General features: G+C 60.9%; 21 protein-coding genes and 1 pseudogene. 9 read left to right on the top strand and 13 right to left on the bottom strand.

The window, feature by feature from the left end; translation table 11 throughout:
- Nucleotides 1-282: 282 nt before the first annotated feature.
- Nucleotides 283-717: an OsmC family protein gene (locus CO664_RS14350; protein WP_097525731.1), complete on the bottom strand. Its 435-nt coding sequence runs from the start codon at nucleotides 715-717 to the stop codon at nucleotides 283-285.
- A gap of 151 nt (nucleotides 718-868) precedes the next feature.
- Nucleotides 869-2,092, bottom strand: coding sequence for an MFS transporter (locus tag CO664_RS14355; RefSeq protein WP_097539134.1), 1,224 nt, complete (start codon nucleotides 2,090-2,092; stop codon nucleotides 869-871).
- 117 nt (nucleotides 2,093-2,209) lie between these two features.
- Here CO664_RS14355 and CO664_RS14360 point away from each other — a divergent pair, with 117 nt between their 5' ends.
- The gene (locus CO664_RS14360; protein ID WP_103451142.1) at nucleotides 2,210-2,836 is read left to right on the top strand and encodes a TetR/AcrR family transcriptional regulator; all 627 of its coding nucleotides are present in this window, start codon (nucleotides 2,210-2,212) and stop codon (nucleotides 2,834-2,836) included.
- A gap of 134 nt (nucleotides 2,837-2,970) precedes the next feature.
- Here the strand turns inward: CO664_RS14360 and CO664_RS14365 are convergent, their stop codons facing one another.
- A complete protein-coding gene (locus tag CO664_RS14365; RefSeq protein ID WP_037418722.1) occupies nucleotides 2,971-3,279 on the bottom strand; it encodes a PilZ domain-containing protein in 309 nt (102 codons plus the stop codon).
- Nucleotides 3,280-3,511: 232 nt separating this feature from the next.
- Nucleotides 3,512-4,585 (bottom strand): diguanylate cyclase, encoded by a 1,074-nt coding sequence (locus CO664_RS14370; protein ID WP_097539135.1) that lies wholly within the window; start codon nucleotides 4,583-4,585, stop codon nucleotides 3,512-3,514.
- Between the two features lie 229 nt (nucleotides 4,586-4,814).
- On the opposite strand from CO664_RS14370, the gene CO664_RS30700 reads away from it, so the two are divergent.
- A complete protein-coding gene (locus CO664_RS30700) occupies nucleotides 4,815-5,102 on the top strand; it encodes a hypothetical protein (RefSeq protein WP_162109105.1) in 288 nt (95 codons plus the stop codon).
- Nucleotides 5,103-5,201: 99 nt separating this feature from the next.
- Here CO664_RS30700 and CO664_RS14380 read toward each other — a convergent pair whose 3' ends face one another.
- Both CO664_RS14380 and CO664_RS14385 read right to left on the bottom strand, forming a co-directional pair.
- Complete coding sequence (locus tag CO664_RS14380) at nucleotides 5,202-5,558, bottom strand: hypothetical protein (RefSeq protein ID WP_083854014.1); 357 nt, start codon at nucleotides 5,556-5,558, stop codon at nucleotides 5,202-5,204.
- Nucleotides 5,559-5,791: 233 nt separating this feature from the next.
- Complete coding sequence (locus tag CO664_RS14385) at nucleotides 5,792-7,912, bottom strand: hypothetical protein (protein WP_176536580.1); 2,121 nt, start codon at nucleotides 7,910-7,912, stop codon at nucleotides 5,792-5,794.
- A 324-nt stretch (nucleotides 7,913-8,236) separates the two neighbouring features.
- On the opposite strand from CO664_RS14385, the gene kdgD reads away from it, so the two are divergent.
- A complete protein-coding gene (gene kdgD / locus CO664_RS14390) occupies nucleotides 8,237-9,142 on the top strand; it encodes a 5-dehydro-4-deoxyglucarate dehydratase (RefSeq protein WP_097539136.1) in 906 nt (301 codons plus the stop codon).
- A gap of 75 nt (nucleotides 9,143-9,217) precedes the next feature.
- Here kdgD and CO664_RS31205 read toward each other — a convergent pair whose 3' ends face one another.
- The gene (locus CO664_RS31205; protein WP_234820256.1) at nucleotides 9,218-9,511 is read right to left on the bottom strand and encodes a hypothetical protein; all 294 of its coding nucleotides are present in this window, start codon (nucleotides 9,509-9,511) and stop codon (nucleotides 9,218-9,220) included.
- A gap of 74 nt (nucleotides 9,512-9,585) precedes the next feature.
- On the opposite strand from CO664_RS31205, the gene CO664_RS31695 reads away from it, so the two are divergent.
- Nucleotides 9,586-10,002, top strand: coding sequence for a hypothetical protein (locus CO664_RS31695; RefSeq protein WP_348627794.1), 417 nt, complete (start codon nucleotides 9,586-9,588; stop codon nucleotides 10,000-10,002).
- Here CO664_RS31695 and CO664_RS31700 read toward each other — a convergent pair.
- Nucleotides 10,003-10,125, bottom strand: a pseudogene (locus tag CO664_RS31700) (LysE family translocator); the annotation flags it as partial. It lies immediately after the preceding gene.
- Nucleotides 10,126-10,377: 252 nt separating this feature from the next.
- On the opposite strand from CO664_RS31700, the gene otsB reads away from it, so the two are divergent.
- The 3 genes from otsB (at nucleotide 10,378) to CO664_RS31215 (ending at nucleotide 13,241) form a co-directional block, all read left to right on the top strand.
- Complete coding sequence (gene otsB, locus CO664_RS14405) at nucleotides 10,378-11,166, top strand: trehalose-phosphatase (protein WP_097539137.1); 789 nt, start codon at nucleotides 10,378-10,380, stop codon at nucleotides 11,164-11,166.
- Between the two features lie 46 nt (nucleotides 11,167-11,212).
- Complete coding sequence (gene otsA / locus CO664_RS14410) at nucleotides 11,213-12,601, top strand: alpha,alpha-trehalose-phosphate synthase (UDP-forming) (RefSeq protein ID WP_037418705.1); 1,389 nt, start codon at nucleotides 11,213-11,215, stop codon at nucleotides 12,599-12,601.
- 178 nt (nucleotides 12,602-12,779) lie between these two features.
- The gene (locus CO664_RS31215; protein ID WP_234820259.1) at nucleotides 12,780-13,241 is read left to right on the top strand and encodes a DUF2267 domain-containing protein; all 462 of its coding nucleotides are present in this window, start codon (nucleotides 12,780-12,782) and stop codon (nucleotides 13,239-13,241) included.
- 519 nt (nucleotides 13,242-13,760) lie between these two features.
- On the opposite strand, the gene CO664_RS14430 is transcribed toward CO664_RS31215, so the two are convergent.
- Nucleotides 13,761-13,937: a hypothetical protein gene (locus CO664_RS14430; RefSeq protein ID WP_097539139.1), complete on the bottom strand. Its 177-nt coding sequence runs from the start codon at nucleotides 13,935-13,937 to the stop codon at nucleotides 13,761-13,763.
- A 122-nt stretch (nucleotides 13,938-14,059) separates the two neighbouring features.
- Between CO664_RS14430 and CO664_RS31220 the strand changes: the two genes are divergently transcribed.
- Nucleotides 14,060-14,371 (top strand): hypothetical protein, encoded by a 312-nt coding sequence (locus CO664_RS31220; protein WP_234820270.1) that lies wholly within the window; start codon nucleotides 14,060-14,062, stop codon nucleotides 14,369-14,371.
- Entirely contained in the window at nucleotides 14,368-15,405 is a 1,038-nt protein-coding gene (ligD, locus tag CO664_RS14440; RefSeq protein WP_097539140.1) for a non-homologous end-joining DNA ligase, read from the top strand. The genes CO664_RS31220 and ligD (CO664_RS14440) overlap by 4 nt, the downstream gene beginning before the upstream one ends.
- A gap of 33 nt (nucleotides 15,406-15,438) precedes the next feature.
- On the opposite strand, the gene CO664_RS14445 is transcribed toward ligD (CO664_RS14440), so the two are convergent.
- The 4 genes from CO664_RS14445 to ligD (CO664_RS14460) form a co-directional block, all read right to left on the bottom strand.
- Nucleotides 15,439-15,651 (bottom strand): DUF768 domain-containing protein, encoded by a 213-nt coding sequence (locus CO664_RS14445; RefSeq protein WP_097539141.1) that lies wholly within the window; start codon nucleotides 15,649-15,651, stop codon nucleotides 15,439-15,441.
- Nucleotides 15,652-15,869: 218 nt separating this feature from the next.
- Complete coding sequence (locus CO664_RS14450; RefSeq protein ID WP_097539142.1) at nucleotides 15,870-16,388, bottom strand: DUF4334 domain-containing protein; 519 nt, start codon at nucleotides 16,386-16,388, stop codon at nucleotides 15,870-15,872.
- On the bottom strand, nucleotides 16,376-17,269 hold the full coding sequence (locus CO664_RS14455; RefSeq protein ID WP_037418689.1) for a hypothetical protein: 894 nt from the start codon (nucleotides 17,267-17,269) through the stop codon (nucleotides 16,376-16,378). Before CO664_RS14455 ends, CO664_RS14450 begins: the two co-directional genes overlap by 13 nt.
- A 28-nt stretch (nucleotides 17,270-17,297) precedes the next feature.
- Nucleotides 17,298-19,934 carry a DNA ligase D gene (ligD, locus tag CO664_RS14460; protein ID WP_097539143.1) on the bottom strand — a complete coding sequence of 879 codons (2,637 nt, stop codon included), beginning with the start codon at nucleotides 19,932-19,934 and terminating at the stop codon, nucleotides 17,298-17,300.
- Nucleotides 19,935-20,094 lie beyond the last annotated feature (160 nt).

A 20,094-nucleotide genomic window follows, 5' to 3' on the forward strand; every position in this document is an offset into this window, starting at 1 on the left:
TACATCAGCTTTCCCAGAACAAATACTGGTCTTCCGGCCGATCCACCGCGCCGTCGCCACCAGATAGCGCCACGACAACAGTCAAAATGTGATATTCGCCTCATTCTTCAGATTAAATTTCATTCATGAAATTATGTTCATCTGCACGCGAATGGCAAATGCCAAGTCGTAGCTGAGATAATCAGTTGTTCCCGAAGAATATCTCTGGAGATTTTAGGAAATGGTCCTGGGGACTCCGGTCCGGGCTGCAGGGCTCGGACCCGACCGGCCAGGCCCTGCACATCACTCCGGCGAGGCGGCAGCAGTATCGACGATCTCGAAGTCGTGGGTGATCGTGGCCGTCTTGGCAAGCATTGCCGATGCGGAGCAGTATTTCTCGATCGACAGCGCAATGGCGCGTTCGACCTTGTTTTCCGCAAGCCCGCGCCCCTTGACCACGAAATGCATGTGGATGCGGGTAAACACGCGCGGATCCTGGTCCGCCCGCTCGGCGCTGAGCTCGACGATACAATCCTCGACCGGCTGGCGGCCCTTTTCGAGAATATGGACGACGTCGAAGGCCGAGCATCCGCCGGTGCCGATCAGCACCAGTTCCATCGGGCTCGGCCCGGGCGTGCTCCCTTCCTGCCCAAAAGCCGTGCCGAGCACGACATTGTGGCCGCTGCCGGACTGGCCGACGAAGGTCCGCCCTTCGACCCATTTGATGCGCGCCTTCATGATCGCCTCCCGTCGCAATATGTCGCTCTTCGTCCGACGTTGATAACCTGAATGATCGCACAAGAACATGCCGCGCCGAGGAGAGCGAGGCATGTTCCCACCAAATTCGCCATCCTACGGAGCAGTATGGCGTGCTACGCCTGCGCCCTGGCTACTCGGCCGGTTGGGCAAGCGGACCTACGGCGCATTCCGCCGTGGTTCCGGCCAAACTCCGCTGACCGAGACCGATGATAGCCACGGTCGCCGCGCTTGCGACAACGGACACCCAGAAGCCGTTCTCAGCCCCGAAACTGTCGACCACCCAGCCTGCGACGAAGGCACCGAGCGCCATGCCGATACCGATGCCGGTCGTCACCCACGTCACCCCTTCCGTCAGCATCGAGGCGGGTACGCGGCGCTCGATCAGGCCGAAGGCCGTGATGAAGGTCGGCGAAATGGCGATGCCGCTGACAAAGACGGCGAGCGCCAGGAGGGGGACAGTGCCGGCCATCAGCAGAGGCCAGGAGGTGAAGGCAAGGGCGCTCACGGCGATCAGGAGCTGTCGGTGCAACGGCATCGTTGGGTTGAGGGCGCCGAGGATCAGGCCGAGCACGAAGGACCCGATTGCATAGACGCCGATGACGACGGTTGCCCAATTCGGCTGGCCGAGTTCCTTGGTGATTGCAACGGCGCTCACTTCCGCCGTCGCGAAGGTGGAGCCTACGAATACGAGGGCGAGCGTGATGATCTGAACGGCACGCAGGCGGATCGCCGAGCCTTGCGATGCTTCGACATCCGTACGGCGCAGCCTCGGTTCGGTCGAGCGCTGCATGATGAATGCCAGCGTTCCGAGAGCGAGGAAAATCGTGCTCGCCAGCATGCCCGCCTCGGGGAAGAGAGCGACCCCCAATCCGACCGAGAGCGACGCTCCGGCGATATAGACGAGCTCGTCTGCCGATGATTCAAAGGCAAAAGCGGTGTTCAACTCGGGCCGGTCACGGAAGATCTCGGTCCAACGGGCGCGCAGCAATGCCGGCATACTGGGCATGGCAGCGGCCAGGAAGGCCGAGACGAAGAGCGCCCAATCGGGCCAATTCTGATTGGCCGCCGCAATGAGGGCGAGGAAGGCAAAGATCGAAATCGTCGTGGTCGGGATGACGACGGCTGTCTGGCCGTAGCGATCCACCATCCGGGAAATATGGGGAGAGATCAGCGCGTTGGTCAGCGCGAAAGTCGCCGACACCGCGCCCGCCAACCAGTATTCTCCGTGCGTCTGCGACAGCATCGCGACGATGCCGATCGGCGCCATGGCGATCGGCAGGCGGGCGAGGAAGCCGGCGGCTGAAAAGCCTTTGGCTCCCGGCGCTCTGAATATCTCTGCATAAGGATTGGACATGAGACGTTCCTTGTAAGGACCCGGTTCACCACTTACATACGTGGCGTACGTCCTTAGTTAGTTGCATACGCATCGTATGTCAAATAAAATACGAGACGTATGTAAATGGGAGAGCGCATGCGCAGACCGCGCCACGACATGATTGCCGAAACCCGGGCGAAGCTGATTGCGGCCGCCCGACAGGCCTTTGGGACGGTCGGATATGCCGAGGCCTCCATGGACGATTTCACCGCCGGGGCGGGGCTGACGCGAGGCGCCCTCTATCACCATTTCGGCGACAAGAAGGGGCTGCTGCAAGCCGTCATCGAGGAAATCGACGCCGAGATGACCGCCCGGCTGAATAGCATCTCGGCTGCCGCGCCGAGCCGCTGGCAGGGGTTCATGGACGAGTGTGTTGCGTATATCCAGATGGCGCTCGAGCCGGAAATCCAACGCATCATGTTCCGCGACGGACCGGCGGTCCTCGGAGACATCTCGCAATGGCCAAGCAACAACGGCTGCATCGCCGCTCTCAGCGAAAGCCTGCGCCAACTCAAGGCAGAGGGCGCCATCATCAACATCGACGAGGAGGTGGCGGCACGCCTGATCAATGGCGCCAGCAGCCATGCGGCCCTGTGGATCGCCAATTCCGATGCGCCCGAGGAAACATCTCAAAGAGCGGTGGACGGCTTCCGGGCGCTGCTCGAGGGGCTACGGGTGACTGCAGCGCCGTGCGTCTTATCAGACGCACAAAGGACGCTGTAGCACATTGAACCGCTGCATGTTTTTGCCCGCAAATCGACTACGGTTGAGGAAACATGCAGCAGGCAATGAGCGGACCATGCGGCAGTGCTACGCCGCTTTTTGCGGGTCCGTAAGCCGGCGGCACTGGCAGGCGCTCAGCCCTGGAAGAACTTGTAGTATGAGGCGATCTGGGCGGCCGTGTTGGATGAGAGCTTGAGCTTGATGCCGATGCGGTCTCCCCGGCTCCACCGGACAATGCCGGTCAGGAGACCAAGCTCTTGGCTGCGGATCGTAACCTCCTGTCCGGTGCGCGCGCCGATGTCGAAAAAGAGCTGAAAGCATATCCCCTCTTCGGAAAGATCCTTGACGACCCCGTTGCTCGATCCTGTCTTGCAGCTGACGTTTCCGGTTATCTGGGTCTGCGTTCTCGCAGAAACACGCTGAACACTGTCCTTGTACGGCATAGCTTCCTCGCGACGTTGTCTTTACTGTTTATCTGTACCTGAAAAATATGAATCAACTTATAATTACAGCAAGGTACTGTATACGTTGGATAGCATCATTCTATACAACACCAGGAATTTGTCAGTATATACTTCCGTCTACGTCCACTCCTGGCTCGGAGACGTCCCTCTACCCTCGCCAATCCTCTCGCCCTCGGCGCTTTTTCAATATAGCGGCAACATAGCCTGCTGGTCAGCGGCGATAGAGCATCCAATCCTTGCGGGCGCTGGTGCCGCCCGTTGAAAAGAAAACGACCTTCTCGCCTGTCGTGTCTGTGGCAGCCTGCAGCGCTTTTTCCGCCTGCCCCACAAGTTCCGCGGCCGTGCTTGCATCATAGGTGTTGCTGCAGCCGAACCGGGCGACGACGGCAGGCATCTTCGCCTGGCGGCTGTCGAAGGTCGCAAGGCAGCTCTTTCGAAGCTGGTCAGCCATCTTCTGGATCTCCGCCTCCGCCGTCGTCCAAACGAGCATGCCGATCTGCGGCCGCTCCAGCCAGGCGGCAAAGTCGGTCGCCTGGACGGCCCGCGTTACGGCAAGGCCGAGGCGCTCCAGAATGGCTTCCTTGATCTTGATGAGTTCCTTGGCTTCGAACGGGTCGAGGACCAGTAGGTTACAGAGAAGAAGCGACACGCCATCAGGACAGGTTTCGACGCCATAGAGTTCAGCCAGCCTCTTGTTGAAGCCGCGCCGGTTGGCGAGATTGGTGACGAGGTGCGTGAACTTTGTCCGCTCGAACGCCTCCACGTCGCCGGTAATCGCCGCGACGGACGATAACTGGTCCGATACGCGCTCGAGAATCTGCGTGCTCGCCGAGTGCTGCACTTCCGTCATCTGGCGGATCGCCCGAAGCTGCGACCGGATCGTGTTCATGTCGCGCGGATCGGCCGAGGATATCTTGCCGGTCGCCTGGCCAAGCATGCTGGTGTAGTTGGACAGCGAGTTCTGACCAGACAGCAGCGACTCCTTCAGCGTCGTCAATTCGCCCTGCAGGCGATTTGCGGACTGGTCATGGATCGACGTGCCGAAGTGATGCGGCAGGTAGGTCCGTGCCAGCGCATCGAGCTCCTCTTCTGAGATCGGCTTTGCAAGCCGCGCAAATTTTTCGCGAAGTTCCGGGTTGTTGCCGCTGACGATCTCGTACATGAGCTCGTAGTTCACCGGAGATGCGTCGATCCCCAGGCGGTTCAGGGTCGCAAATACATTGTAGAAAAGTTCCTTGCGATTTTGTAGTGCAAGCTGTTTGGACGAACTCACAATTGCCATCATGCAGCGCCTTTCAAAGAAACGTCGCAGGCGATGCGCCCGTGACGACGTCGAATAGTGAGGCGTGAGGTCAGGACCTTAGAATTTGCGGCGGCAGAATTGTCGTGTCCGACCTCGCATGCATGCGGTTGTATTTGGCGCCAGTGCACCCGGTCGGACAACTCAGAGTAATATTAGCCGATTAAGAATCAGTGAAAGACAGCCCCTCTCGGAGTCTCCTGTCGAGCGTGTTATGGGCGGCTTGCATGATGTCCAGGTCATACAGGTGACCGATGGCCGCGAGTTCGCCCATCAGATCGCCTATGACCAAATCGACGCGCCGAGGCGTTTCCTGCTCATCGCCCATGATGAGCGCCTCGAGCTGATCAAAGGACCCGCCGAGGGCGCGGTAGAGTTCCAGGGACGTAAGCAGGAGTATTCTCTGGCGCTCTTCGAGATCACTCAGCGAGTCTTCTCCAAAGGCAGCCATCAGCCGAACAGCTTTGTTTTGAAATTCGCTCATCAAAATCAACTCGGGTAGAAATCGACAATACCCGCACGAATAACTCCGAAAGTTGAACGCTGATTTAATTTCAGCCAGTCCAGTTCTTGGCTCTGGTGCAGCTGATGCAGGACCTCGTCAAACGGTGTCCGGTGGCGCGAAGAAGCAGTTTAAGTCGTCTTCGGTCGGATGAAGACAGATGTGATAGTCGCCGTCTCCTGACGGGATTTCATCTCCATAGGGGATGAAGAACCAGTGGCTTCTGGTGGCGAGGGGGTGGTCTCCAGGACGGAGCGTGACGGAGAATCCGCGTCTGCCCTTGCTTACATCGGAAGCCGGTATGGCGGCGCAGTCTCCTCCGAGATCGTTGGCCTTGCAACAGGCCGGAGGATAGGCCCAGCCGCCGCCCGCCTGATGGGCGTCGCTCGGCAAGACAAGAACCACCGATAAAAGAGCAATGGCGATGACCGGCACTGATACTGACGTGAAAGGCATCGACGCCGCCCCTTCCACGAAGCTGCTCGGCCTACAGCGGCGAGCATGGGCAGGAATTTCCATAAGCAATGCCTAATTTACCACTCTTTCAGCCTTTAGGCAGCCATGCATTTCCGAGCACGCTCTCCAAGTGGGGCTCCAGGGCACTGCGGCCCGAGGAGCGGCGCTTCTTATCGGGAACTATGCGCCTTGACCTGCGGGCCCTGCGCGGCGGCGGGGCCCGGAGAGGCGGCCTATTGCGCGGCCGCCTCGAGCTCGACCTTGTCGAGAAGAAGCAGCGGGTTCTCGGAAGCCGCGACGAGATCGAACGCGCCAACGCCGTTTTCGGCCTTGGACCTGACCGTCAGGCTGAAGATCCCGGGCTTGGCGATGAAGCGCGACAGCGCGTCGACGGTGCCCTTGAGCTTCGGCTGGTCGGCAGCGAACTGCTGCAACACCGCCGCTGCCATCATCGTGAACATGCCGCGCGCCTGGTCCTCTGTCATGCCGTTTTGCCCGGCATAAAATTTGATGCCTTTGGCCATGCCGCCCTTGTCCTCGAGCTTGAGCTTCACTTCCCGCGCCGTGAGGCCGAAGAGCGCCACCTGGGCCATGGCCGGATTGCCAGAGAAGAAGTCCTTGGTGAAGCCCCCCATCAGGCCGGAAAGGGAGAGGCTGCCCACATCCTTGCCGCTGACCGAAATGTCTTCGATCACCAGCGCCTGATTGGGCTCATCCCAGGCCGCTTGTATGTTCGAGGAGAGGACCAGTTCTTCGAAACCCAATTTGCGGAGTTCCGCTAAGGTCTCGTCCTTCGCGGCCTCCGAGAGCGGCACGCTCAGATCCTCGTAGCTGACGCGGACATTGGTCGGAATGCCGTTATAGGGCTTGGTGAGCGCTAGCTCATAATTCTTCAGCGTGAAGCGGATGCGTTCGAGAACGGCGGCGGCAGGCTTATTCGTCTGCTGATCCGCCACGTCGGCCTGCTCCGTATCAGGCACGAGCCCCTCTTCGGCAAGCGCGTCCGGGTCATCGGTTTCGGCGTAGCCTTCCGCATCGGCGTTGTCCGTGCTCGTCTCGGGGTTGGGCAGGTCGACGTCAATTCCTGCGACGCGGAACGTGCCGAACTCCGGCAAGAGCGTGGTGAAGGGGAAGGTACTGAGCTGTTGCTCGTCCAGCGCAGCCATCTTCTGCAGCGCTTTGAGCGTCGAATCCCACGAAAAGCCGGTAATGCTCGCTTCGGAGAACTTGACGTAGTCGCCGCCCTCGCCCATCGACAGGCCGTTAAGCGCCGCATCGAACGTCCGGCCGTCGAGCCGGACTGCCAGGCGATCGATTGCAAGCTTGATTCTCTCGCCCTTGGTTTCGGCGTTCTCTTCCGGCGCGTCGATCTTGAGTCCAAGCATCTCCATGTCGCCCTTGCCGACCACGTCGGCCAGCGACAGGAGCCGGGCAAAGAAGGCTCGCCGCTCCTCCGGAGCAACCTCATCGGGCTTTGAGACCGATGACAACTTCTCCAGCAATTCAAGAAGCGGCTCGGCCGGCATGCGCATGCTGAACCCGTTGCTGCGCATTTCGTCATAGGCGAAACGCGTCTGGCTGTTCGAGAAGGCGATGGCCTTGACCGAAAGGGGACCGTAGAGCGGCTTTGCCTCCTTGTCCTCTGGCCCCGCCTTTTCCGTATAGAGGCGCGCCATATAGGCCGCGTCGAAGTCCTGTCCCGCCATTGCACCGATCGAACCGGTCATGCGCTCCTGCTTCGTACCTCCAAGCCCGTCGGGGATTTCCATGGCAAATTCAAAGCTGGCGCCGTCGGCTAAGTAGCGCGCGACCCGGCCATTTGCGATGTCGGCGAGGGCCACGTTCCTGTAGACCGTCTTCTGCTCGCTGCCGGCAATCGCCTGGCTGACGGTGACCTCGGGCGCCGAAACGCGTCTCACCGCAAGGCCTTCGATGCGCCTCGACAGCGGGGCAGTGCTTTTCCCGCTGACGAGTTCGGCCAGCAATCCAGGATCGAGATTGGCGTCCTCGACGCTTGCATGCGGCACGGAGATCTTGCCCGTTGACGACTGGACGCTGAGGTCGCTTACCTCGAGCATCCCGTTCAGGAAGAGGATCTTGGGTCGTCCGTCGATCGCCGTGACACGGACATTCACGCCGTTGGTGAGCGGCAGCGTCACGTCGCGCAGATGAATGCGTCCCAGGAGATCCACATCGACGGAGGCCGCCGTGCCGCCGCGCGCTGCGACCAGTTCGTTGACCTTCCTCTCGAGCGCGATCTTGCCGCCGATTGCACCCGCCGCAACGATTGCGACAATCGCAACCGCCGCCCAAAGCGCCCTCCGGCGGCCGGCTTCCTTCCCTGCCTGCTCCACGGTTCTTCGTCCTTTCCCGACGCAATCTGATCGACTCCGCTGAGTAGACAGCCGGCGATGGCTTCGCAAGTTTTGCGGTAGTTATATTCACCAGTTTCTTCTATCGGCTGCAGCATTTCGCGCCCCCGGAAATACATATTATGACTTTCGCAAAAAGTCCCTTCAGCGACCGATATGAAAGACCGCCGCTCTGGATTCGACGCTATCCTGCGCCGTCGGGTACGGGCGGGGCGCCGATCGACGGTTAGGGTTGGGCGGTTGACTCCCTCTCGATGTCATCATATGACTGCAAATGACATAATATCAATTCATGGAGAAGGTCCTTTGTCGCCAGATGAGATCAAGTCTCGCATCGCTTCGGGGCTATTGTCGTTTCCAGTCACCCACTTCCGAGAAGACTTCAGCCTCAATCTCGAAAGCTATCGCGGCCACGTCGAGTGGCTTGCCGGCTTCGGCGCGGCGGCCCTCTTCGCCGCCGGCGGCACCGGCGAGTTCTTTTCCCTCTCGCCGGAAGAGGTCGGCGATGTCACACGCGCGGCGAAGGAGGCCTCGGGAAACGTGCCGATCATTACCGGCTGCGGCTACGGCACGGCGCTTGCCAGGGAGACGGCCCGCCGTGCCGAAGCGGCGGGAGCCGACGGCCTTCTGCTGCTGCCCCACTATCTCATGGAAGCGCCGCAGGAGGGTATCTACCGGCATGTGAAGGCGGTCTGCGAATCGACCGGGCTGGGGGTGATCATCTACAACCGGGCGAACTCGGTGGCCAATGCCGAAACCGTCGCCCGTCTCGCCGAGGCATGCCCCAATCTCATCGGCTTTAAGGACGGCACCGGCAAGGTCGATCTCGTCCGCCACGTTACCGCCAAGCTCGGCAATCGGCTCTGCTATATCGGCGGCATGCCGACGCACGAGCTCTTTGCCGAAGGCTTCAACGGCGTCGGGGTGACGACCTATTCCTCGGCCGTTTTCAACTTCGTGCCCAAACTGGCACAGCGCTTCTGCAAGGCCATGCGTGCCGGCGATCGCGCGACGATGGAAGAGATCCTGCACAGCTTCTTCTTCCCCTTCGCGGCCTTGCGCGACCGCGAGCAGGGCTATCCGGTATCGATCATCAAGGCGGGCGTCGAACTCATCGGCCGGACACCGGGCCCGGTGCGTCCGCCGCTGACCGATCTGAAGCCGAAGGAAAAGGAACTGCTCTGGACGCTGATCGAAAGGGCTACAGCGTAGAAGCCACGGGTCCTCCGTAGCCGGCGACATGCACCGCCGGCGTGTCCCGCCCGACTTCGTTCGGGTGGGCAACCGTCACTGAAGCGAAGTTTTCGCAGACTTTGCGTTACCGGACGATCTCAGCACTTCATCGAGGATGAAAGGCAGGAGACCGCCGGCCTTGAGCGTCCGGAGTTCGACATTGGTTTCTACCGCCGCGTCTGCCCCGAACGAGAAACTGCTGCCGTCTTTCCTCAAGATCGTCACCGGCACCGGGCAGCGCGGAGAAATCGTCGCCGGATCCGCCGCAACTTCGACAACGTCTCCCAGCTGAAGCTTCAGCCGGTCGGGACAGAACTCCGCGGGCAATCGCAACGGCAGGATGCCCATGCCGATCAGGTTGAGTCGCGCGGACTTGAAGCCTGCGCCAGGGCTCGTCGATCTCGGCGCCGGTCGGCCAAAGCATGGAGAGGGTGATCTTCCGGCCGTCGGCGGTCGTTCCGATCGGATCGGACAGAATATCGAGCTTCACCGTACCGGCGCGCGCGAAGGCGACGACCAGCGGCGGAGAGGCAAGAGCGGCTATATCGAATACGCGGTTCATCAACTTCACCGCGCGGAGAGCTCAGCGCGTGCCGGGCCCGCGCACCGGCCATCGCGAAGGGGTATTGCGCACCGACAAGATTATTCAGGTGACAGCTAAAAGCAGCAAGGCGTCCGCCATGTTCACCGTCGAAAACATCGATCACCGTGGGCAAAATGGACACATAAATAGGACGGACTTTGGATTGCCCAGCGTAATGAGAATGCCGGACATGAACGCGCTCCGGCCGCTTTGTCGTGGGATTGGCGCGCCAGAACTGCACGGCAAGCCAGCTTAGGTAGGCAACCCCGGCCCACTTGATAACGATCAATAGGGTCGTAAACGTTTCAGCGATGCAAGCAAGGCCAGCGAGCGCCGCTGCCAGATAGATGATGTCGCCTATCACCATGCGGGCCGTCATCCAGCCGGCCAGGCGATATCCGGAGCGCAATGACTGCTAACACAGCCTCGACCTTCTTCAGGTCTAGAGGCTGACGGCAGAGCCCTTGTGCGCTTGCAGCGACAATGCCGTCCTTCGAGGTCAGTCGTCGGTCAAATTGGGCGATTGCGCCAAAGACAAGGAAAACGAGCTCGCCGGCAGTCGCAAGTATCGCCGGTCATTGATGAAAGTTGGGGTTGGCCGGCAATAGCGATCTGAGGTAGACATAGCGTCATGTCATGCCAGACGCAGCTTCTCAGCGCCTCGGAGGCCGCCTTAGGGGAGGACTTTCTCTCCGCTCTCTCGACGGATCTGGACAACTGGGCTCTGTTCCTCGATATCGATGGCACTTTGCTGGACCTCGCCGCAACGCCGGATGCCGTGATCGTTCCGCCTTCGCTGCCAGCGAATCTGGATGCCTTGTCAAGAAAACTCGGCGGTGCCTTGGCGCTCGTGACCGGTCGCGCTCTTGATTATGTCGACCAGCTTTTCTCACTGTCCCATTTTCCCGTCGCCGGGCTTCACGGTGCCGAGCGTCGCGATCCGGACGGCTTCGTACATAAGGCCGCAGCGACGGCGGAGTTCGAGCGGCTGAAGGCCGATCTTGTCGCCGGGACTGCCAACTGGGCGGGAGTTCTAATCGAGGACAAGGGAGCGGCAGTCGCGGCCCATTACCGGCTGGCGCCGGCCAGAAAACTCGAAGTTGAACTGCTGATGGAGCGGGCGTTGATCCGGGCAGGGCCAAACTGGACGATCCAGCACGGCAAGATGGTAATCGAGATCCGCCCGGCCCGCGCCGATAAGGGCCACGCGGTCGCGGCGTTTCTCGCGCAGCGAGCCTTCGCCGGCAGACGCGCGCTGGCGATCGGGGATGATGTGACAGACGAAGCGATGTTTCGAACGGCCAATCGGCTCGGCGGCTATTCGATCCGCATCGGATCGCATTTGCCCGCAAGCGAAGCCCTTGGCTCCATTCGCTCTGCCAATACCCTGCGCGACATCATCGCCGAATTGGCCTCCTAAAATATTTAAGCACCTGACATATTTTCATGCATGAAAGGAATCCGGCATGAGCCGTCTCGTCATTGTGTCCAATCGCGTGCCCGTTCCGGACAAAGGCGGCATTGCCCCGGCGGGCGGGCTGGCGGTCGCGCTGAAAGCCGCCCTCGAAGAGCAAGGCGGCATATGGATGGGCTGGTCGGGAAAATCGGGCGGCGAGCAAGAGCCGGAGCCGCTTGCGCAACTGCAGGAGGGCAATATCAACTATGCTCTGACGGATCTGACCGACACCGATGTCGAGGAATACTACCACGGCTTCGCCAACCGGGTTCTTTGGCCGATCTGCCACTACCGGCTTGATCTTGCCGAATATGGCCGCAAGGAAATGGCCGGATATTTCCGCGTCAACCGCTTCTTCGCACGGCGGTTGGCGCCCCTTGTCAAACCCGATGACGTCATCTGGGTGCACGACTATCACTTGATCCCTCTGGCAGCGGAACTGCGGCAGATGGGCCTGAAGAACCGCATCGGTTTCTTCCTTCACATCCCCTGGCCGCCCGCGGACGTGCTCTTCACCATGCCTGTTCACGAGGAGATCATGCGTGGCCTGTCGCACTATGATGTCGTCGGCTTTCAGACCGATCATGACCTTGAGAACTTCGCCGGCTGTCTTAGGCGGGAAGGCAGTGGCGACGAACTTGGCGGAGGCCGCTTCACTGCCTATGGCCGCTTATTCAAGGGCGGCACTTATGCAATCGGCATCGAGACCGCGGCCTTTGCCGAGTTGGCCGAAAAGGCATCGACCAACAAGACCGTCAGGAAAGCGCGTGAAAGCATCGAACACCGCAGCCTGATCATCGGTGTCGATCGCCTCGATTATTCCAAGGGGATCACGCAGCGCATCGACGCGTTTGAGCGGTTCATCCTGGCCAATCCGGCACAGCAGGGTCGTGTCACCTATCTACAGATCACGCCGAAGTCCCGCTCCGAAGTTCCCGAGTATGAAGCCATGCAGCGTACTGTTGCCGAACAGGCCGGCAGGGTGAACGGTGCTCTCGGCGCCGTTGATTGGGTGCCCATACGCTATATCAACCGCTCGGTGGGCCGGCATATTCTGGCCGGACTTTACCGGCTTGGCAAAGTCGGGCTGGTGACGCCCCTTCGGGACGGGATGAACCTCGTTGCCAAGGAATATGTGGCCGCGCAGGATCTCGACGATCCTGGCGTCCTTGTACTTTCGCGTTTCGCCGGAGCTGCCCGCGAGCTAAGGGGAGCGTTGCTCGTCAACCCATACGACATAGAGGGCACCGCCAACGCCATCGCGCGCGCGCTCAGCATGCCGCTAGAAGAGCGGAAGGAGCGCTGGAAGACGATGATGGATCACCTGCTGGAGCACGACGTCTCGCGCTGGTGCCGGGATTTTCTCAATGATCTGACCACCCTGGATCAGTCCGGTTGAGGCTCCTTTGCCAAACACCATCGATGCGCCCCATGGTGTCAGGTGGATCCGGCGACCGGCTATGTGATCTCGCCCGTGCATACCGCGGCAGTCCACCTGAAGCGGCGGAAGATAGCGGCCGGAACGTCGATGCTATTCTTGTGGTTCGGCGATCATCACATGAAAGCAGGAGGGGACCATGAGCGCTTCCGGCGTTGCCGTCTTCGATAAGACGCTTCAGATCACCAATGTCCGGCTCTATGAAATCATGGAACATCAGGGGCCGGACCGTCAGCGTGCATGGCATATCTTGAGTGCCGTTCTTCACAGCGTGCGCGATCGCCTGCCCTCCGACCTTGCAGCCCGTCTTTCGGCACAGTTGCCGTCACTGGTACGGGGTGCCTATTACGATCAATGCGAGCCTTCCAAACGGCCGGCGCACCAGCGTCGGGTCGAGAATGTGGCGGCGATGGCCTTGTTGTGGGCGGGCAGAGCTCAGCTGCAAATACGAAGTCACACGTGGGCTGAAGAAGGGCCTCGGTTTGGGCATGTAGGTCACCTGCGAGGAGAACAGGGCAGGGCGTCGGAGCGTTTCAACTATGCAGGCATGGTGGAGACGACCCATCGACACACCTCGCGCGATCAGATCAATCTGTGTTGAAGCGATTTTTTGCCCATCCGCCACACGATGATTTCGAGGCGTACTGACGAAAGCGACTTTCGGTAAGGCCGGCGTACGTGAAGCCGCCTCTGCCGGATCTACACAGAGTCCGAGTTTGACCGCGACCGCGCCGCGGACCGCCTCCAGTCGAGCAAGGACGGCGGCATTGCCATCGATTTCCGGCTTGAGTTCCGTGCCGCTGAGCCCGACATCCGCTGCTCGCACGAACGCCATCACCATCGCTGCATCCATTATGCTGGTTTCGATCGGCCCTGGCGGCCGACCGGTCACCGATCGACTATGCGGCCGCCGTCAATAGCAATCTGGTTCTGACACCGTCCGAAGATGGTCTCCGCGCGCTCAGTGAGGACTCCGCAAAAATGGTCGATGACGGCCTTCTGCTTGGAGATTCTGAATAGATTGAGCAACTGATCGAGCGATGCGCGCTCATTCAGGAGCGCGCGAACAAGCACGGCACGACAAAGTAGCCGATGGCCAGCCGAGAGGCTTCACCTGGGCTCAATGCTTGCGATCGCCTTTGTCACCCTGGCCCGGTTTGGTTTCATGTTTGGCATCGTTCCGGGCGTCGGCCGCCAGCGACCGCGAGACGTCGTCGCTCTCCTTGAACTTGCCCTCCTTGTCGCGACGGACATAGCGTTTGTCGGTTCCGGTATCGATCAGTTCGCGCTTGCTCACGACGAGACTCCCTTGCGGTTGTTCCTCCAAGAAAACGCGCGTGACCCCGAAAAGATGCACCGAATCAGGACTCTAGTGGGACTCGCAAAACGAGCACGCGATCGCAGCCAAGTTATTGAAAAATGATTCGTTTCGACTCGGAACGATTCGCCGCTGATTCGCTTGAATCGCTTGAGTTGCGTCGGGATTATCAGGGTCATGGTTGGTCCAAGAGCGAATTGGAAAGGCTATATCAAGTTCGGAGAAGTGACCTGTCCGGTGGCGCTTTATACGGCCGCATGCGCCTGCTGGAGATAATCGCGGCCGAGAAGAAGGCGTCGAAGCCGCAGAAGGGCAAGAGCAAGGTGGCACCTTCGTCGTCGCCGAGCAATGTCGTCAACATCATGGACGCTTTGCGGAAGTCAGTCGCGACTGAGAAACGGGTGACCAAATGAGCCGTCGTGCCAAACCTTTGCTGCAGGACGATTCCGTCGCTAAGTCCAAACCGGCCCGGCCGCGCAATCCGGCACAACCCAATCTTCCGTTCGACCCGATGCCCGAGCGCATCGAGCCCTGCCTGGCGCTCCTGAAGCCGGTCCCGCCGAAAGGCCCAGATTGGGTGTTCGAGGTGAAGTGGGACGGCTATCGCCTGGCAATCCATATCGAGCCGAAAGGTGTCAGGATCATCACTCGCGGCGGCCACGACTGGACGCATCGTTTCCCGGCAATCGCCGAGGCCGCCAGCAAGCTCGGTGTCGGGACCGCCATCCTCGATGGCGAGGCCGTCGTGCTCGATGAGGAAGGACGGTCCGATTTCGGGGCGCTGCAGCGCTCGCTCGGCGGACGCGGCGGCAAGCGTTCATCGACGGAGTCGGTGTGTTTTGCTTTCGACCTTCTCTATTTCGATGGCCACGACCTGACAGGAACAGAACTCTCCGTGCGCCGGCATCTGCTCGAAGACTTTCTTGACGGCTCCGCCGGCGCGATCCAGTTGTCCGAGGAAGTGTTCGGGGATGGCGCCGCACTTCTCGAGAAGGCTTGCTCCATGGGCCTCGAGGGCATCATCGCCAAGCATCGGGATCGGCCCTATCGCTCCGGTCGCACCGGCGACTGGTTGAAGATCAAATGCGTCCAGAGCGAAAGCTTCATGATCGTCGGCTACGAGCAGTCGCTGACTGCCCGCGGCGGGCTTGGCAGCCTTCTTCTCGCCGGCCGCAAAGGTCATGACTGGGTTTATGTCGGCTCGGTCGGAACCGGGTTTAATACGAAGGACGCAGCATACCTGCGCGCCACTCTCGACAGGCTCAAGACCAAACGGCCGGCGGTGCCGCTCAAGGGCAAGAACCAGATCTTCGCGCAGCCGACCTTGATCGCGGAGATCGAGTTTCGCGGCTGGACCCATGACGGGAGCCTGCGCCACGCATCCTACAAGGGCCTTCGCGAGGTTCAGGACAATGCCGCGGTGTTTGACATGAGCGAGCGAGTCTGAAAGGCAGGGTGGCGAGCCGACCGCGGATGACCGCTACCAGAGCTCCTCCTCGACCGCCTCTTTGATAGCGCCGACGATATAATTGACGAGCCCGCCGCCGGCCGCTTCCACCAGCATGTCGCGACTGATGCCCTCCTTCTCCGCATCAGCGAGAAGATCCTCGGCCAGCCTCGACGCGTCGCTCTGCTGCGTGCCGCTGTCGATATGCTCCGATTTCCAGCGTTCAAGGAATTGTTCAGGCTTCATAGCTTGGACCTCCTGACGAAGCGAACCCTTACGGAGGAAAATGGTTCTACGTATGACGTCATCGAGATTTGAAAAGCGGCCCGATGAAAGAACAGGGCGCTCGACCCTTTCGGGGAGCGCCCTGTCGGACCCGGACGACCGCGCGGCAGAACAGTTGCTCGCAAAAGCGGTCATCGATACGGGTGGTGAGCGATAGATGATCACCGGCTGCCCGCATTTCAAGGTCCGTCGACGCGCTGGAGTTCGAAGAAGTAGATCCGATCGTCACCATTGATCGTCATCGCGCCCATGATCCTGTCCGCATCTATCCGTCGGAAATGATCGACAATGGGTTGATGGTCATAGACCATGGCCGCGCTCTCGACGCCGCCAAACACCATTGTCTTCAAGGAGGCGACCGGACCCCTCGCCCGCAGCCGACGCTGCAGGTAGGAAAACAGGTTGCGCGCGATGCGCATCCTGCCGACCTCGTGAAAACGCAACGCCAATCGAAACGGGATCCACTTCGGATCAATCGCGACCAGTCGCCGGTCTCCCGATCGAAACAGCAAGGCATCGGCGCGCATGTCCGGCGTGAACCGTTTGCCGAACCAGCCGAGATTTTCGAGCACACCGTCGAATGGATGCCCCGTCGGGATGCCGTGTCCTTTCCAAAGCCCGGCCAGTTCGCGCGTCTCGACGGGAGGCAGGCTCCGGAAGACCTCAAGCGCGGTTTGCTGATTTTTCACCGGGAGCATTCCTTCTTGTCGTTGCGCTCTCTGGCCCGTCGCCTTGATTTGGCGTTGCGCCGCGCCACGCGCAGTTCCTCCAGATCAGGCATCCACCAACCCCGTTCGAGCTCGCGCTCGTTCGGCGGCGTTCGTGCGGGCCAGGTCGTCACCAGTTCTTCGAGCGAGCCCGATCGCCACGACGTCCACACATATTCCTCGCCATCTTCGGCGGGGAAGTAGAACGTGCTGATCGTCGCCGGGTCGGCCAGCTCGCCGTCAGTGCCGATGAAGAAAACGACGCCGACATGCGTGCCGACGGCGCGGTCAAAGGGCGGAGCATAATCGGCAGGAACGGGATAGCGTTTCCGACGCCGCTCCTTCATCCTCGCCTTGGATGCCTCGTCTTCTTGCGTTCCCTTGATCGCTTCGCGCCGTGCCTGCCGTGCTTCCGGCTCACTGCGCTCCGCCGCCGCCTCGATCGTGGGCCATCGCTTCCGGAGTTCATTGAACGAGCGGTAAGGGACGGTCCATAGCCGGCGATCGGCGTCCCAGCGTGCATACGGAATTTCCCGGATCTCGTTGACGACCGTCCGTGAATAGGGCGTCTGGATCTGTAACGTGGCGGTCGTCGCCTCGAGATAGCGGCTTTCGATCGGATCGAAGGCGAACGCGTCCCTGCCCTTCTCATCAGCGAATCTATCGGCCTCCGCCTCCATCTCGGCCAGCCAGCGGCTGATGCGCTTTTCGGCGGTGCGGCCCGGAACGAACCAGGCATTCAGCCTGTCGCTCCAGCGCGCCCGCGGGAACGCCTCCCGAAACCGTGCCACCGTTATTCGGTCATGCGGCAGGTCGGTCGTCGCACCCACACGGGCGGGCCTGGAAGCCTGGTCTTTCGTTTCTTCATCCATCGGTCATGACCCGGGCGGCACCTAGTGCTCACGCGGCCCGTCTGGATTTTCCAAGGCGCTTGATCGCCTGTTCGAGCGGCCGCTCGCCATCACAATAGTCCTGCCAGGCAGTGGTTTTCGCAAGCAGCGCAGGCACGGTGCGAACGGTAAAGCGCTTCGGGTCGAGATCGGACTTCACCTGTGTCCAGTTGAGCGGCATCGAGACAGTGGCGCCGGGCCGCGCGCGCGGCGACAGCGGCGCCACGGCGGTCGCCATGCGATCGTTGCGGAGATAGTCGAGAAAGATCCTCCCACTCCTGAGGCTCTTGCTCATCTTGATGAGATAAAGATCGGGATTATCGCGCGCCATTTGCTCGCAAACGTCATGCGCGAAACCCTTGGCCTCCGTCCACGACAGAGGCTTGCGCTTATTCACAGTGAATGGCGTGACGACATGCAATCCCTTGCCGCCTGTGGTTTTGCAGAAGCTGACGAGGCCGAGCGCGTCGAGGCGATCCCGCATCTCGCGCGCGGCCGCGGTCACAGCAGCAAACGGCACGTCAGGACCAGGATCGAGATCGAACACCAGACGACCAGGCACTTCCGGCTTGCCGGGCTCGCAGTTCCACGGATGCAATTCGGTACCGCCGATCTGGGCGATCGCCGCGAGCCCCTCGATCCGGTCGATCTGAAGGTAGGGCTTCTTGTCGCCGAAGACTTTCACCAGCTCAAGCAGGTTGGACGTGCCGGGCATCGCATGTCGCTGAAAAAATTGCTCGCCGCCAATGCCGTCCGGCGCCCGAATGATCGAGCAGGGCCGGCCCCTGATATGCTCGATGAGCCAGGTGCCGACAGCTTCATGATAGCGGGCAAGGTCCTCCTTTGTGACCGGCTCGCCATCGCCGGCGTCCGACCAGAGTGGCTTGTCGGGGCTGGAGATCAGGACGCCCATCACTTCGGCCTTCGCCCCTTTGCGGCGAACCGCCCTCGTCCTTGCGCTCGGCGCCGGCTCGGGTGTGTCGGTCTTGGCCGGCGATGCCGGCCTTTCGGTCTCGACCTCCGCGGCTGGCTTGTCTTCGCGCAGACCCTTGAAGGCTGCCTGACGAACTAGGCCGGCGGCCGTCCAACCTTCGAATTCGATTTCGGCGACGAGTTCGGGCTTCACCCAGGCCACTTCCGCCTGCTTCTTCGGAGCACCGATACCAGTGAAGGGCGATCTTGTCGTCTCGAGCGCCTTCAGCTTCGGAAGCAGCATCTCGACTTTCTCGGCGCCGAAGCCCGTGCCGACCCGGCCGACGTAGACGAAGTGATCGCCGCGGTGAACGCCGACCAGAAGAGATCGAAACTTGCCGTTGGTCCTGGCATAGCCACCGATCACCACCTCATGACCAGCCCGGCATTTCGACTTTGCCCAGGTATCGGTGCGGCCCGACTGATAGGGCGCATCCATCTGCTTGGAGACGATACCTTCGAGCGACAGCTTGCAGGCGGAGCGGAGCACCGCGTCACCGGCGGATTCGAAGTGTTCGACGTAGCGGATATGCGGATCATCGCTCCCGGCAGCGAGGAAGTCTTCGAGCCGCTTCTTCCGCTCGATCAATCGCATCGACCTCAAGTCCTCGCCGCCACCGAAGAGCAGGTCGAAGGCGAAGTAGACAAGGTTAGCGGTCTTGCCTTCCGAGAGCGCGGCCTGGAGTGCTGCGAAATCGGGTGCACCATTGTCGTCCAGGGCGCAGATTTCGCCATCGATGATGCAATCGGGCAATTCGGATGCAGCATCGGCGATCTCTGGATATTTCGCGGTCCAGTCGAGACCCTTGCGCGTCTTCAGCGTCACCTTGCCCTGGGCGACGCGCATCTGGATCCGATAACCGTCGAACTTGATCTCATGCAGCCAGTCGTCGCCGGCCGGCGGCCGCGCAAGCGTCTCGCAGAGCTGCGGCGCGACGAAGCCCGGCAGGTCGATTGTCGTGGAAGTCGCGATATTCTTGCGCGATCTCTTCTTGCGCTCGTCAGCCGCCAGACCGTGCTTGCTGTCCCAGACGGCATCCGCTTCTACATCCGCATTCGCCATCATGAACGGTCGTGGCTTGCGGCCCTTGCCTTCCGCGATCTGCTCCATGCCGCGGCCGGAGGCGACGGAAGTCGCGTTCTCCTCGAGGATCGCCGCGCCGTTTCCCTCAACCGAATGTTCGTCACGATGTTTGATGAGCAGCCAGTTGGTCCGTTTGCCGCCATCGCGATCGTTGCGCATCCGCACCAGGACGAAGCTGCCATGCAGCCGCTTGCCAAGAAGCGTGAACTTGAAGTCGCCCTTCCTCAGGGCCTCTTCAGGTGACTTCCTACCCTCCGGCTCCCAGTAGCCGCGATCCCATAACATCACCGTGCCGCCACCATACTGGCCCTTGGGGATCGTGCCTTCGAAGTCGCCGTAGTCGAGCGGGTGATCCTCGACCTCGACAGCGAGCCGCTTGTCACTAGGATCGAGCGATGGCCCCCTGGTCACTGCCCAGGATTTGAACACGCCGTCGAGCTCGAGCCTGAGGTCATAGTGAAGCCGCGTGGCGTCGTGCTTCTGGATCACGAAGCGGCGGCGGTTCGATGGCTTGACCTGCACCTTACCGCTCGGTTCGCTGGTCTTCTTGAAATCGCGTTTGGCGCGGTATTTCGAAAGATTGTCAGCCATTGGTTTCGCGGACCCTTCCAGTCGTACGAGGAGCGGCGCCGGCGTCTGCCTCCCGATCGTCGATGTTCACAGATGACAACGCGGCCGGCGGTCCGTAGTTTCGCGGGGCGCGCGTGGGTCAGGTCGGTCGAACAGTTGATATCGCGGTAAAGGCTGGTAT

Source organism: Sinorhizobium sp. NG07B, assembly GCF_002532005.1.
Classification (GTDB): Bacteria; Pseudomonadota; Alphaproteobacteria; order Rhizobiales; family Rhizobiaceae; genus Sinorhizobium; species Sinorhizobium fredii_C.